At 36.4% G+C, this 15,550-nt stretch carries 12 protein-coding genes and 1 riboswitch; of the genes, 11 read left to right on the plus strand and 1 reads right to left on the minus strand.

The window, feature by feature from the left end:
* The first annotated feature begins 348 nt into the window (after positions 1-348).
* The 6 genes from ACERII_RS12425 to ACERII_RS12450 all read left to right on the plus strand — a co-directional run bounded on the left by ACERII_RS12425 (position 349) and on the right by ACERII_RS12450 (position 6,415).
* Positions 349-1,005, plus strand: coding sequence for a protein kinase family protein (locus tag ACERII_RS12425; RefSeq protein ID WP_373642681.1), 657 nt, complete (start codon positions 349-351; stop codon positions 1,003-1,005).
* Between the two features lie 36 nt (positions 1,006-1,041).
* A complete protein-coding gene (locus ACERII_RS12430; protein ID WP_373642682.1) occupies positions 1,042-1,326 on the plus strand; it encodes a YkvA family protein in 285 nt (94 codons plus the stop codon).
* A 426-nt stretch (positions 1,327-1,752) separates the two neighbouring features.
* Positions 1,753-2,610: a zinc metalloprotease HtpX gene (locus ACERII_RS12435; protein ID WP_373642683.1), complete on the plus strand. Its 858-nt coding sequence runs from the start codon at positions 1,753-1,755 to the stop codon at positions 2,608-2,610.
* Between the two features lie 254 nt (positions 2,611-2,864).
* Complete coding sequence (locus ACERII_RS12440) at positions 2,865-5,075, plus strand: toll/interleukin-1 receptor domain-containing protein (protein WP_373642684.1); 2,211 nt, start codon at positions 2,865-2,867, stop codon at positions 5,073-5,075.
* Positions 5,076-5,077: 2 nt separating this feature from the next.
* Positions 5,078-5,938, plus strand: a complete 861-nt coding sequence (locus tag ACERII_RS12445; protein ID WP_373642685.1) for a hypothetical protein — start codon at positions 5,078-5,080, stop codon at positions 5,936-5,938.
* Between the two features lie 21 nt (positions 5,939-5,959).
* Positions 5,960-6,415 (plus strand): hypothetical protein, encoded by a 456-nt coding sequence (locus ACERII_RS12450; protein ID WP_373642686.1) that lies wholly within the window; start codon positions 5,960-5,962, stop codon positions 6,413-6,415.
* 121 nt (positions 6,416-6,536) lie between these two features.
* Here ACERII_RS12450 and ACERII_RS12455 read toward each other — a convergent pair whose 3' ends face one another.
* Positions 6,537-8,513: a potassium channel family protein gene (locus tag ACERII_RS12455; RefSeq protein ID WP_373642687.1), complete on the minus strand. Its 1,977-nt coding sequence runs from the start codon at positions 8,511-8,513 to the stop codon at positions 6,537-6,539.
* A 271-nt stretch (positions 8,514-8,784) separates the two neighbouring features.
* Here ACERII_RS12455 and ACERII_RS12460 point away from each other — a divergent pair, with 271 nt between their 5' ends.
* The 5 genes from ACERII_RS12460 to ACERII_RS12480 all read left to right on the plus strand — a co-directional run bounded on the left by ACERII_RS12460 (position 8,785) and on the right by ACERII_RS12480 (position 15,482).
* Positions 8,785-9,075 (plus strand): RyR domain-containing protein, encoded by a 291-nt coding sequence (locus ACERII_RS12460; RefSeq protein WP_373642688.1) that lies wholly within the window; start codon positions 8,785-8,787, stop codon positions 9,073-9,075.
* Between the two features lie 102 nt (positions 9,076-9,177).
* Positions 9,178-9,930, plus strand: a complete 753-nt coding sequence (locus ACERII_RS12465; protein ID WP_373642689.1) for a CBS domain-containing protein — start codon at positions 9,178-9,180, stop codon at positions 9,928-9,930.
* A 17-nt stretch (positions 9,931-9,947) separates the two neighbouring features.
* Positions 9,948-10,088: a hypothetical protein gene (locus tag ACERII_RS12470; protein WP_373642690.1), complete on the plus strand. Its 141-nt coding sequence runs from the start codon at positions 9,948-9,950 to the stop codon at positions 10,086-10,088.
* Positions 10,089-11,456: 1,368 nt separating this feature from the next.
* The gene (locus tag ACERII_RS12475; RefSeq protein ID WP_373642691.1) at positions 11,457-13,187 is read left to right on the plus strand and encodes a methyl-accepting chemotaxis protein; all 1,731 of its coding nucleotides are present in this window, start codon (positions 11,457-11,459) and stop codon (positions 13,185-13,187) included.
* A gap of 517 nt (positions 13,188-13,704) precedes the next feature.
* A riboswitch (cyclic di-GMP riboswitch) is annotated at positions 13,705-13,786 on the plus strand.
* A gap of 193 nt (positions 13,787-13,979) precedes the next feature.
* Positions 13,980-15,482: a diguanylate cyclase domain-containing protein gene (locus tag ACERII_RS12480; RefSeq protein ID WP_373642692.1), complete on the plus strand. Its 1,503-nt coding sequence runs from the start codon at positions 13,980-13,982 to the stop codon at positions 15,480-15,482.
* Positions 15,483-15,550 lie beyond the last annotated feature (68 nt).

Genomic DNA, 15,550 nt, shown 5'->3' on the forward strand with positions numbered 1-15,550 from the left:
GACCTTTACCGGATTATGGTAAAGGTCTTTTGTGTTTAAACCTTTACCTTTGTAGGTAAAGGTTTTTTTTGCTAAGCGAAATGATCAAATAAGCGACCTCTGTATAACATTTTTGTGTCATGGAAAGAAGTCCAGCTTGAGCGCCTATTTGCTCCTTGGTAAACTTGTTCGCAAAGCTGTATAGAAGTTTATTCAGGCAGTTCTTCGCTCAAGGATAAAAGTAAAAGAAATTCTATTTGGTTTGGTAAATCACCATAATCGATAAATATATTACTTGTTGTCATTACTTAATAGTGTTAAACGATAAGCTAGTATTTTAGACAAATAGAGGGGAAGGAGTAATACCAGATGAAAACATACAATGAACTGGCTCAAAGTGTAACCTTTATTAAGGTTGGTTCAAGCATTATCTTAAAAGGGAGTAATCCTCTATTGGATTGTGTTGGTAAAGGAAGAAGTGCTTACGCTTTTAGAATTAAGAGTACTAATAAAGTTTTAAAAGTGTTCTTTCCTCCTTTTTCTCATCTTGCAGAAGAAGAAGCGGAAATCTATATCAAATTGCAAGGGATATCTTATTATTCTCGCTTGCATGATTATGGGGATAATTATCTAGTAGTGGATTATATTGAAGGAAAAACATTGTTCCAGTGTTTAGTACAAGGAGTATCAGTAAAGAAGGAGTACTTACTTGAAGCTGATAAAGCTTTGAAGCTAGCTAAACAGAGAGGATTAAATCCCTCTGATATACACTTGCGGAACATATTTATTACGAAAAATGGAACGATTAAAATTATTGATGTGGCTCGATACAGGCAAACGAAACATTGTTCACAATGGGAAGATATCAAATTAGCACTGGAAAAATATTATCTCCAACAAGGTGTACCTGTCAAAGTACCAACCGTATTTCTAAATGTTATAGCCTGTTTATATAAGAAAAACTATTTAAGGCGATACGTTACAAAGTTACCATCGAATGCAAGAAATAAAAAACAAATAGTGTAGTATTTCATTTTTCTACAGAAATGAAAGGTGATTTCAGTGGGCAGGTTTATCAAAAGGTTCTTATTTATATTCAAGTTTTGGAAGTTCATTCCGTTCTTAAAGGATTATTTTGTATCAAGAAACGTTCCACTTCGTCAAAAGATTATTGGGATTGTATTAATTTTGGGTTATATTTTCATTCCTTTTGATATCATTCCGGATTATATTCCTATAGTAGGAATTATGGATGACGCATTGATCGTCTCATTTATATTAGAGCGGATTGTTAAAATGGCACCCAAAAACCTTAAAGAGAAATATGACTTCGTCGACAAAAAGTAAGGTTATTAGGGTTTCTGGTCATGACACGAGTTACGGAAGTATAATATCATTCTTTAAGTAGACATTTGGAGGGGGAACCGTAGAAGTAGGGTTCTCCTCTTTTTTTATGGCTATGTTAAAGGACGATGTTGAAATTTGTGCTATGTTGATTTTTACGGAATATGCGAGACTCCTGGGGGATAACGAGCGAGGCGAGACCAAACAGGGAGGCGGAGCCAGGATGGAGAATTGAGGCCGTTGTCCACAGGACGTGGGCAGGCACTTATAGACCGTAATGGGAGGAGGCTTGCAGTTTTTTGCCCAAGGAAAGCGAGCAACCTGTAGTGAAAATCAACATCAATGTTTAACAGAGTTTTTTTATAAAAAGAAAAACCGTACGAAACGACAATTTTCGACAGAGTCAACATGTAAATTGTGATTTATCTTTTGGATTTTGTAGATAGGCTGAAAAGTAAAAGTAATATTGGTATCGGGGTGTTTCTTCTTCTTAATACACTGCTCGTTATGTGGTTATTTCAGAATGTAGTTATGGGTCTTATTATCTATCTTATTTCGTTAACGATTGCTTTGTCTCCAATTGGTGAATGGATTTTAAGGTTACAAACTGGATGTAAGCCGTTAGTTCGTAAAGACCACCTGGCACGATTAATGCCTTTATTTGAAGAGGTGCATGCGAAGGCCAAAGAACTAGATCCGTCTATACCAGATGATGTGAAATTGTTTATTTCCAATGATAAGGAGCCAAATGCCTTTGCTACTGGTAGGAAAACAATTTGTTTAACGAAGGGATTCCTAGAGTATGATGATGAACAGATTAAAGCTACGTTGGCTCATGAATTTGGACATTTATCAAATAAGGACACAGATTTAATCCTTGTTGTTACTGTTGGAAATTTAATTGTATCAGTTTTGTTCATTCTTTATCGATTCTTCTTTTTAGTAATCGCAGGATTTGTAGGTGGTGCAACTAGAGGACTAGGAGGAATTTTGGTAGCCATATTTGTTGATCTTATTCTCGTTGGTATGATGTGGCTTTGGACGAAGTTAGGTACCGCTTTAGTTATGCATTCTAGTAGACAGAATGAATTTAATGCGGATGCTTTTGCTTATCATTCAGGATATGGTCCTGCACTAATTGGGGTATTAGATAGTTTTCATGAACATGAAGTACATACGAAAGGTTTATGGGCAAATTTAGTTTCTTCCCATCCAGATTCCGATTTACGAATTGCTAAACTACAAGAATTAATGGAAGAATCATCTGATAAGGTAGAAAGTCTATAATTGATTCGAAATGGCATTCCGTTAAGCTCTTCAAAACGGGGTGCCATTAACTATGTTAAGGGCGTTATGGCAAGGATAAAAAACATATAAGTTAGTAAGAATTTGTTGGAAATTTGTCATATTATATGTGAAAATAGTCTTATGTCTTTCGATATATGAAATGAAATTATCATTAGGGGCATGTAATAGGATAATAGTTGTAGAACGACCCTATGAAATTATTAGTGATTAGAAACAATAGGAGGATTTTTTGAATGGGCTATGATATTTTTTTAAGTCATAGGGGACCTGATAAAGACTTTGTGAAACAACTGGCTGCTTTCCTAGAACCAGAGATAAAATGTTGGTATGCTCCCCGAAATATTTTAGAAAGCGATAATTATTCATCGGAAGTGTTATCTGGTATAGAAGGCTCCAACGTATTTCTAGTTTATCTAACGAAGGAGTTTGAAACAGACCCAGATAATTTCGTAACCAACGAGGTTTTTCATGCGCGTAAGTCTAAAAAAAGGATTATACCTATTTTAAAAGGAAGAACGAGTTATCCTAGAGTTTTAGAAATGCACTTAAATGCGACTCAATGGTTTCATTTTGATGATTATGAAACAGAGGAAGAAGCATTACAACAGTTAAGAAGTATTGTCCAGCTACTACTGAATGATAAAGACAATAGTATGGATGCAGATACATTTTTACGTCATACAAATAAAAGAGTGTTACATAAACCCAATGGTTTTTTGCAGGTAGGTGAAAAAGCATTGGACAAATATAAACATGTTTTTACACCGTCTCAAGATGTAAAGGAAATTTCTCCTGCTGATCGCGTTCTTCTTATGTACGGAGAAAACCAAGTTGGGAAAACAACACACGCGGTGAATCTTTTCTTGAAACAGGATAAGTCCACTATTTTTGAAGGATTATCCTTGGAGGCTTTCCAATCCTTATTGAACGAACCATTGCATGAAAATGCCGGATATATAGTAGAGATTTCATCTTCTGAATTGAAAAAGGTTCTAACGGAAAATGTCTCAGAAATCCTGAAGGAACGACTAGGAAAAGCAAGCGCTAGCCTCGTTATTTGTACAGATGCCCCAGTGACCTATTTGAATTGTATGGAGATAGATTTGCCTTCTAATAAAGGGGATTTTATCTTAAATCATGTGAACTGGAATTTAAGAGAGCAAGGAATGCATGCAGTATCATCAGAATTCATGAAGAACATGGAAACGGAAGTCAACGTCGATGAAATGGAGGATATAGAAACGTTAACGGCTATTATTAAGCTAATTATTAGCCATCTAAAGGAACAACAATCATTCGATGAGATGGTAGAATCCATTCGATTTTTGAAAACAAATAAAGCACAATTACCCTTTGATCTGCAGCATAGTAACATAGATGATCTTTTGTATAACTTAGCCCTTTCCTTTCATCACGGGAAAAGGTATGCCACGATTGTTGATACCTATCAACAATTGGTGGATGAGTACAACAACCATTTCCCTACTCAACAAATAAGCTTTCATATGCGATCCTTAACAAAGTTGAAGACCGATTTCCATTTAAAAGTAGTAAAAGAGGAGTCGGGAAATCATCTAGGTTTATATCATGATGATCATATTTATTATAAGCATGACTTTATTGCAGAAAATATATGGCCGATGGTTTGGTTGGAGTACCCATATTTACAGGAGTATTTATCTTCGTTTTTGATAAAACAAATAACGAATAAAAGTGCATACTCCATCCGTAATGTAGAAGAGGTTATTTTATCGTTGATAGATGCTCATTTTGAGATAGGGATCGACAAATTGATCTATCCGATGGCCAAGTCTGTCCATTTTGCAGAAAATCAAATGGCAAAGCAAATCTTAGTTTCCTTGTACGAACAAACGAAATATCAAATAAAAATACACCGCCTGTTAAAAAATTGGATATATACGAGAAATAATAAGCTTGAACGAACAGCTTTATTAACCCTTCAATCGAATATCAGTATCGAAAACTTCAAAGATACGTTAGAATGGTTGCTTGATTTATTTCGGAACCATCCAACTCAAACGTTATATATCACTTTTTCTTATTTGAGCAAATATATCTACTTGAATGAGGAGTTTGAAAAGTTATATTATCGGACGTTAGCTCATCAGTTGAAGGTTTGGGAAGATAACGAGGTATATGCTGAGTATGTAAGGTTGATAGGAAAGCTATTTACCAATCATGCTACGATGTTTTATAGAAGTAAATCTCCTTTTGTTGAGAAGTTTCTAGCTCATATTTTAATAGAATTAGCGAACAGGGAAGATGCTTCTTATGCAGGGCGGCTATTAGGTCGATATTATGATGAAATCTCTGAAGATCAAGAAAAGCGAGAAAAGTACAAAGGGTTATTACGTAATCTAAGAGATAAGTTAGAAAAAAGTGAATTTGAAAATCTAGTAAATATGATGAAGAAGGGGGCTTAACCATGTCATTAGTTTATAGTGAAGTGGAAGTGAAAAAGAAGCCGTGGTTTTCCGCTGGAGATCCAGAGCCACAGCTAAGGGTAGGGGAATTATTTATTTATATGACAAAGGATGGGGAATACATTCCCGTGGAAGCGGAGAAGACTCCCGTTTCTAATGCATTTATTAAGAGTCGTAAAATTTGTCGTAGGATTAAAATGAATGCTGGTCCGTTTCATTATTCACATGGTGATGAATATGTTACAAGAAACCATCGGGAGCAATTGCGTGTGGAAGTCACATTAAAGTTGGAAATTGTTGACCCAGTAAAACTTTATCATGCAAATATCAAGGATATTACCTCTTATCTACATAATCGAATTCCTTCCTTTATCTCTAGTATTATTGTTACTTATGATATGGATGAAATTAGTGTAGTTCAACAAAAATTCAGCGATGTGGAAGTATTTCCGCAGCTGATTAGTGATGTAAGAAATTGTGGTTTACGGGTAGCGGAGTATAATGCTCGTATCTCCAAGGATCAGGTAGCAAAACAGATTGATCAAAAATACCGCACTGCAGCAGGTGACCTTGATATCGAGGCGATGCAAGAAATGACTCGCATTAAAATAAAGCATGATGGTAGTACCATGGATAAGACGTATGCAGCTTCCTCTAAACTAGAACTAATTCGGTACTTTAATGAAATGCTAGAAGAATTGCAGAGCCCAACCATAGTTTTAGAGTTAATCGAAGAGGAAGAAAATAAAGAATTAATGAAGAGAGTATGGAAAGAAAAAGGGATTTATTTAGAAGAGGGACAAGAAAAAGCAACGAAACGAAGTAGTGATATTGAAGACTTGATGGAAGAAATAGACCGTTAATCATGAAGGAGAGACATACATTTGGATGAGTTGCTATTTTTACGCATTATAGACGGAGTAAAGATGTATGGTATACAAGTAATTGGGATTATATTAATCATTATCCTTTCCAAATACTTTATCCAAATATTCTTGTGGGTCGTTAGTATTGTGGTATCTATTTTACTAGCTATTATTAAAATCATCTTTTCTATTATATTATTTATCTTACATTTAATGCCGGCCGTTTTACAGGAGAAATTAAATAAACTCATCTATAAAACAGAAGCAGGCATTCGTGGAATGGAAATCAGGAACGGGAGAATTAAAGAGTGGTTTGCGGGTGCACCGAGAGCATATGAGAAAATTCATCGTAATATCTTGAAAGTAATTCAAGGAGCCTTTAAGATTTTCTTGATCGTTTGTGTGGTCATTTTTATTATCAACGTATTTATTCAAAGATCGTTAAACATCGAACAGATAATTAATCACCTCTAGGTGCCTGGTCACCACCCGGTTTTTGTCTGTTTTTGTCAAATGTAAAAGGGAATGGTGTACCTTATGAATCAAAGAACAGACACATAAAGAATAGCAACCAAGGGATCCGATCCTTTGGTTGCTATTCTTTTTTCAACAAATATCCTTGTGCGTAGTAGTATTGGAATAAGTTTTCAATCGTATTTCTATCATATTTTTTGAAGTCTGTTCCTGTTTTTTCCCTCACTAGGTCTAACTCGTTCCAGCTTACAAGACAGGCATGGAGTTTTCTGTTTGAATCTTTTCGATACGTTTTGGTTACTTCTTTGATAGGGAGTGTATCCCAACCACGTAGGTAATGAAAGGCATTCCAACGATTATGCTCAATTTGTGCCAGTTTATCAACATACTGTTCAATAAAGGTTAGATACTCTTCATTCGTGGCAATGACTTCGTCGGATGCTCCATTTCTTTGAGCAACAGAGAGAGGGATCTTTTTCAAACCTAAGAGCATTAATTTCGTATCGTTATGAAGCATTTGGGATCTGTTGGACTCCTGGGTGAAAACATCAAGCTGTTCCCAAGGTAGATCAGGTTGCAACCCCAATTCCTCTTTGTATTGCTGATAATTATCATGTGCTGCTTTCGCTAGTGTCTGAAGCTTCTCGTCTAAAATATATTCACTATTGAGTATTTCTCGTAAAAAAATGTACCGCTTGATGGACACGTATTCGTTTTTATGTTCGTGAAGCCACTTACTAACTAGATGGTCATCCTTCATTTTTATATAAATGGAGGCGTTGGGCAATAAATCTTTTAATTCAAGACCTTCGATCATATCTAGGAAATCATCCTTTAGGGAGACAAAGGCATGGGTAATCTCTTTCTCTACGTTTTTCAGCTCTCCAGCAACATCTTCCTGCAATAAATCAATCTCTTTAAAGAGAATCTGAGCAACTTTGTTCGAATAGTTTGCTAAATAACGCCACTCCTTCTCCACCTTTTTCTTATCTTTATCAAAGATGGTCATGCGTATAGGTTTTTGAGTCATGAAGTGCCCGCGATGAAGGATTTGGTACGCCAGTTGTTGATTACTTTTTCCAAATCCAATAAAAAGCAGATGTAAGGCTTCTCCCTGTGGATCTTGTAACCTTTTCTCGTGCCCAGTATAAAGGGGATTATCATGCAAAAATTTTTGAGCCATAACGTCGTGTGTGTTAAATGATCGTGAAATAGTCTTTGGATTTTTATCTTGAGCCATACTTTTAAATAGTTGCTGAGATGTAACGTGATTAAGGTGGACCAAAATCTCTTGTGTTATTCTACGGTTAGGAAATGGTTGGAGAACCTTTCCCATAACCTTCTGGAGGTGATTCTTCTTGTTTGTAAGATAGTCTTGAAGGGATATGTAAAAATCTAAATTCTTTGCGTCATCTTCAGTGAAAATGATGATATACTTAGCTTTTTTCCCACCGATTTTTGAAAAAAGTGGTGGATCTACTTTTTTCGCCTCGTGATATACAATCCCTCTTTTGTGTAAAAGGTCCTTCTCTCGTTTTTCCATGGCTGATCCAACGACAGCAACGGATTTACCTTCGTTTTTCAACGTATGCACGAAACGGGTGGCCTGAGTGCCTGTACCAAAAACGATGATATGACCGCCTCGAATTCGAAGCCAAATCCCGAGTAACGATTGGCCTGCATAGCGAAAAATGAAGAGACTTACGGTGGAAATGGTGTATAAAGCTGCTGACCATCGGGCTATCTCTAACGATAGTGGTAGCTGAAAAAATAGACTCTCCGTTTCAGTTAACACGGGATCCATATTTAATAAAAACAAGCGGAATGTGGAGTAAAGTGCATTTAAAAAGGAATAGTCTCCATGTGTGTGAATAAGAAACCCGTATAAACCTGATATAAATGCAAAAGTGAATGTTATGGTTTGTATAAGATATGGTTTTGCATATCGATAGAAAATAAGGGATGCCCACATTAAGCCAATGAGAATTGCGTTATAGATGGGGTCCTTTGTTGTTTGATTGGTAATCGTCCAAAGAAAATATATTGAAAAGAGCATGGCTACTATTATGTGAAATCGATACATCTGTTTTAAAAACATAAATTTCCTCCAAATGCGCTGAATGATGGTATAAGTTGTTAATTAGGAGTGGGACATCCATTCGAGTTGCTATATAAGTATGGAATAGTTCAATATTCCTATTCACCTAGTATTCTTATAATATAATAGATAGAAATACTTGTCACCAATCATTGTGGCAGTAAGGTTTTCGAAATGTAAACGGAGGCAAAAGAACTAGGCCTATTGGCTAGTATGATAGAATCATAACAGTTTTATTAGGATCAGTAGAGAACTAAAAGGAGTGTGTAGGTTGACATATAAACCGAATCCAATAAATACATCGATGGTCGAAATGCCAGAGGAAATTCAAGACGTAATTGAAGTTTTGGCAAAAAACATTCATGAAACGTGGGCAGTGCAGCGGATCAAAGAAGGTTGGTCTTACGGGCCTGAACGTAATGACGAGAGGAAGGAGCATCCGGGCCTAGTGCCTTACGATGAATTGACGGATCAAGAAAAGGAATACGACAGAATAACGGTAACAGAAACAGTGAAAACACTGATGGCTTTGGAGTATAGAATTGTGGCACCGAAAAAATAGTTGTGGTAGTGCTTGTCTCCACCCGAAATATGCGTTATTTTGTTGATTTAGGTAGCAAGGGGTTAAACCAAATTATATATTAGGATAGAAAGGGTAGTTAGTATGCACTCAATGATAGGACAAAGTGATCGTGTTGCAAGGTTTGAAGCAGCTTTTAACAGAATACATAATAAATTGAGAGAACTAACGATAGGTTCGACGGATCATATCTCCTATAGTGAGGCACTTTACAAAAGTCGTAATCGTCATAATGTAGTTAGGCAGCACTACGATATACTTAAACAATTTGGTCATCTGCGGAACGCACTTGTTCATCAACGGTTTAATAAGGATCATTATATAGCGGATCCCCATGAAGATACGGTAAAAGAAATTGAAAGAGTGGAAGGGTTACTTATGAAACCTCCCTTGGCACTTTCGATTGCTTCACAACCAGTCACCTGTTTTAAACCAGATATCCCTGTTACATATATTTTAAAAGAACTTGAGAAAACAGGGTTTTCCCAGTTTCCTATCTATGATGATGAGTCTGCGTTTGTTGGTTTGTTAACGGAAGGCGGTATTGCCAAATGGATATCTATGAACATGCATGGTGATGTGGTATCGTTAGAAGGCATACAAGCGAAAGATATTTTATCTTGTGAAAAGAAACATAATGTACAATTTTTACATAGAGGTAGTACGATATACGATTTAGAAGATGTATTTGAAGGTGCTTTTGATCGCAATGAAAAGCTAGAAGCAATTCTTATTACTCAGACAGGGATCCGTACCCAAAAGCCAATCGGCATTGTGACTTCTTGGGATTTAGTTAGAATAGATCACACAACATTAACCTTGGCTAGTCAGTTTTAGGAAGCGGTGGGGAAGTGGTGGGGACGGTTCTTGCTGCTTCCTTTTTCATGGAGGAAGCGGTGGGAGCTTTGTGCGGCAGTGAAGGGGAAGCATTGAAGCATTGGGGAAGCAGTGGGGACGGTTCTCAGTGCTTCTTTTGGCATGGGTGGTTTTCATAAGCATGCATACCACCAAATGGAAGCATGTTTTGGCAATAGACAACTATCAAGACCTGAATCTAGTACTAACAGTAAAAGGCAAATATGAGGAAAGATACAGCAAAGTCGCGGGAGTAGGGAAAACTTACTTCTTCGACTTTTTTTTGTTTTTGCTTTTGATTAATTGAAGTGGAAAGGCTTTTGAAAGAGTAGGTGATGTGATTTTTGCATCATTTGACAAAATGTAATATTTTGACCCCTATTTGTTAGATTCGTTCGCTTAATTGTAAGGTGTGAATAGAATTTTGAATAAGCAGTTGAGGGCGGGGGGGGGTGTACGGCCGCCATTCGACAAATTGTTAGTAATTTTCTTCTAATTGTTAGTATCCACCGCATAAATGTTAGTATTCACTGAAAAATTGTTAGATACCACCCGTTAATTGTTAGATACCACCCGTTAACCGGAACATTATCCATATATATGGAAATTGGACAGTCGGGCTTAGCAAGAAAACCTGCTTGAAACGGTTCAAAATGCATGATTAACCAGCCAATTAGAAGGGGGCACACCGGAAATAACACGAAAAATAGTTTAAATAAACAAAACTCAGTGAAAAAAGCAAAAATCAAAATCCTCCGCCCTCATTCCTGGCATTAGGAGGCGGGGAATGTGAATAGAATTTTGAATAAGCAGTTGAGGGCGGGAGGGTGGACAGCCGCCATTCGACAAATTGTTAGTAATTCTCTTCTAATTGTTAGTATCCACCGCATAAATGTTAGTATTCACTGAAAAATTGTTAGATACCACCCGTTTACCGCATCATTATCCATATATATGGAAGTTGGACAGTCGGGATTAGCAAGAAAGCCTGCATGAAACGGTTCAAACTGCATGATTAACCAGCCAATTAGAAGGGGGCACACCGTTCCGGTTGCTTCCCAATGCATAGTTTATGTCTTTGTGGTTATTTTAATTAATGTTGAGGAAAAAGTTACCCGAAAATAGGAGGAGTTTACATGTCTGAGCATCAAGGTAGAAAACCAAATTTCGAACCTACAAATCCAGATCGTAAAATACCAAATGAACAACAAAGAGGGAAAGCTAAATCGAACGCGCGTGGTAAAACACGGTAAGTACGAGCTGGGGTGGTGCTAGGCGTCACCCCACCCCCCTAAATTTGTCGAAAAGAAAGTTGTTGGTGATTGCTACTTCGATTATTTTAACCAAGGGAACCGTCCTCTTGGTTGCCCCTACCCCTTACAGATTCTGAAAATACGTGAAAATTTGTTTGTTCTCTTTACATAGACTATACATTCCCTTTACAGAAACTTTACTTAGAACGTCTATAATGAAATTGTCGAATAGTGAGTTATCTTGGGGGGACTAATTTGGAAATAAGGAAGAAAAATGTTTTATTAAAAGAGAAACAAGCGAGTGATAAGAGAAGTTTGTTCAGAGATTTGATGAAAAAAGTTAATTTAAGTACGAGGATGTTTATTATTTTTACCTCTCTTTTAGTTACATCTTTACTAATAGTTGGGTTTAGTTCTTATTTTAAAGCAAGAGATATGACAATCAATACGATGGAAAATCGTTTACTTAGTGAAGCTGAACTAATTGGTCATATTGCGGAAAACTTAAAATTTGTTTACGTTAGTGACAATGATTATTTTATGCAACAGCTTAATTTTAATGTTCAATTTCAGCAAAAAAAACTTGCTACTGAAGGAATTTCCGCAGATTTTTTTTACATAGAAAATAGTGAGTTAAAACCTTTTAATGTTAGTGAACAAGCAAATATTGATGTAAGCGACCAGCTGATTAAAAAAATAGTCGATATACAAAATGGAATATTTCATGAACGACTTAGTAGTGATAATTACACAATTGTTTTTCAACAAATGAGAGAAATTAATGGATTATTTGTCATGTTGATACCGAGTGACACTTATATGGAACCAGTTAACAATATGGCTTTATTTACTTTATCTGCAATAGTAATTAGTATCGTAGTGGTTATTATCGTAATTAGTATGTTTATGAGGACAATCACAAGGCCACTAACAGATTTACGCAGCACTATGCAGAAGGTAAGAGAAGGTAATTTACATCAATCACTATCGATTAATACAACATTGCCAGAGATTATTTCTTTACATAAAAGTTATAACGCGATGATTGGTCATCTGAGAAATGTGTTAGATGAGCTTAAAAGAACCGCTTTAAAATTAGAGGGAAATGGTAATGAATTGAGGATCTCCTCTGAGAATAGTCTTGCATCTAACAATGATTTAATTGATGCGATAGATATTGTTAAGCACGGGGCAGAACAAACTGCTAGTAACTCGGAAAGTTGTGTCATCATTTTAAAAGATATGGAAAATAACATGGGAAATATGACGACGAATATGGGGAAGGTATTTACTAGCTCCGATAAAATGACAGAGTCAGCCAAGTCTGGAGAGGAGAACATTACCGAGTTAATCTCAGTGATTAAAACATTCGAGGTAGGTTTTGACCATTTATCAAGTAACGTTAGGGAAGTGAAAAATTATTCCCTATCAATAAACAAGCTGGTTGGTTTAATTCAAGGCATAGCTGAGCAAACAAAACTGTTAGCTTTAAATGCAACTATTGAGGCTGCAAGAGCTGGCGATGCAGGTAGAGGGTTTGCAGTAGTTGCCCATGAAGTGCGTAAATTAGCAGAGCAATCATCTTCTGCAACGGATGAAATCACACAATCTATTGAAAAACTAGAAACAATCACTACAAACGCTAGTCAGGAATTTGATCAAATGCATGAACAAATACACGCAAATATAAGATTGGCAAACGATTCAAAGGTTTCCTTTGATGAGATGCTGCAAGATATATCGAAGGTAAGTAATCAATTAAAAGGAGTTCAATCTGAGTTGAATAGCGTTGTACAATCCTTGCCAATTTTAGAAAATGCATTAGGTAATCTATCTTCGGTTTCTCAAGAAACATCGGCAAGTACGGAAGAAATTCTTGCCTTAAGCGAAAACCAAGTAACCCAACTGAAAAACACAAATGACATTGGTATAAAGCTAAATGATTTATCTATTAGTCTTGCAAAAATGATGCAACGCTTTAAGTGATGAATGTTGCTACCTGTCACCACCAGAAGTTTGTTCGGTTTTATCGATCGTTTAGAAGGTTCACCTCTATAGTGAAAATTTTTGAGCAAGGAGTCCTGCGGGAAATTCCTTGCTCTTTTTTATCAAACTTCTATAGTTAAGTTCGGCTATTAATCCTTCTTTGACTAGTTCCACAGACCCGTGAAAAATCGATTTTGGCCATTTTAGAAGTTCGTGGTGATTCCCGAATTGTGGTAAATGGGTTAAGATGAGCTTCTCTACTTGGGCTTTCGTTGTTAAACGTTCTGCAAATTCTGGAGTAGAGTGTCCGCTTAGAGGGATCACTTTTGTATAGAGAGGCTTCACAGAGAAGGGTGCTGCTCCTTTCGTGAAAGGGATGAACTCGTCACGCCAATATGTATGGTTGATTGAGCCACAGGAACCGTCCCCCGGGTTGCAACATTTTACCCAAACGCAGTAGGTAAATTTATGAAAGTGCTTTTCTCTCTAGGGATAATGGACTATACTAAAAGAAACATTATAGTTTTGGCAAACTGTGTGAAAGCATAGGACGCAAAGCCACGGGTCTAAACACACAGCATGACAGCCGGGTTGCAATTATTAAACTGCTGTGAAGAAGGCAGTTTTTTTTGTGTGAAAAAGTTTTATATCAATTTTATCAAACTACTTGGTTGCATAACCAACTGATTTACAATATTTTCACTTTGATTTTCGGTGTTTCTCAAAGACAGAGTGGTTTTCTAAACATGGAATAGTGGATTATCCGAGCTACATAGAAGGTAGGTGAATGGAATGGAGTTTTTATTTTTTTGCATATTGTATTTGATTCCAGCAAGTGTATTTTTGTATATGGCGGGTATGATTTATAGTCGTAATCGTCATAGTGCTAGGCATATTACATGTAGCTTGTTGTATGTGTCCACTTCTATGTGGTTTATCGGTGTATTTGCTTCACTTGTAAATTATCCACTGTATTTTCACGAATTCAGTTTATACTGGGTGAATGGACCGATAACCATCGGAGCATTATTAGCGCTACATCTTTGGTTTCTCAATGGAGGCGTTTATAATAGAAAAAACGCAAAATACCTTAAACTTTTATTCCTTCCAGGAAGTATTTTGCTACTGACTTTTCCTATTGATTCATGGATGGTTAATGTAGAGGGGAGTACACTAGATACAACGTTTATTCCAGGACCAGGCATATATCTGTTATGGATAGTTAATTTTTCGTACTTAATCATTATCATATTTTTAACAATTATTGAAATGAATAAAGGGAATAACGCTGCTAAAATGTGGCTTAAAGGAATTTTGGCGTTTTTTTTCTGGACAAGCTTTATGTTAATTGTTTCCTTATTAATGGGAGATTCTAGTGATAATTACTTCCATTTTTTTATTCCACATGGTTCTATTTTCTGGGCAATCGCTGTCTTTTTTAGTATGTCAAAATTTGATTATTTATCGTCATATGAAAAAAGGTATCATATCTTGTTTCAAAAATCTCCTTCTGGAATTCTTATTATGGATGCACATGGCATGGTTCTTGAAGCCAGTCCACAAATCTCAAAATATCTTGGGGTGGAAAGTAAAAATGTTGTTCAATCGCCGATAATATCGTTTTTAACTGGATTAGACAAGGAAAAATTTGCTGCTAGATACAATAATGTTTTCGAAGAACAAATAAAAGTTGCAAACCTAGAACTATCTTTCGTCAACAAATTAAGAGAACGGAAAACGGTATTAATAGATTCCGATTTTATTTTAGTAGAAGGAAAAAAACTTGTATTTGTCATGTTAAAAGATATTACAGAAGCAAAAACAAGAGAAGAGAGAGTACAGTATTTGGCTTACCATGATATTCTGACTGACTTGCCAAATAGGGCTGATTTTGAAAGACAGATAACCGACCTTTTAAAGGGGGAAAATGAATTTAACCTTCTTTTACTAGACTTAAACAAATTAAAGAAGATAAACGATACGTTCGGTCATCAAACGGGAGATTATGCCATTCAACATTTTGCCTCTATTCTACAGAAAGCTATATCAGATAAACACCATGCGGCAAGATTAGGCGGGGATGAATTTGTACTATTGGTGGGTGTGGAGGAAACAGAAACGATTATCGAAGCCATTCAACAGCAGTTAGCAAAACCTCTGGAGCTTTCTTGTGAACATGAAATCTCTCTATCAGCAAGTATGGGTGTAAGTCACTATCCAACCGATGGCCAAACAATGGACCAATTATATAGCGTAGCCGATAAAAGGATGTATGTAGAGAAGCAGTGTAGGTAGGAAGCAGTGGGGACGGTTCTCGCTGCTTCCTTCGTTTTGCGAAACAAAAGAAGTGGCAAGGGAGTATA

This window comes from Evansella sp. AB-rgal1 (assembly GCF_041820985.1).
Lineage (GTDB): Bacteria > Bacillota > Bacilli > Bacillales > Salisediminibacteriaceae > Evansella.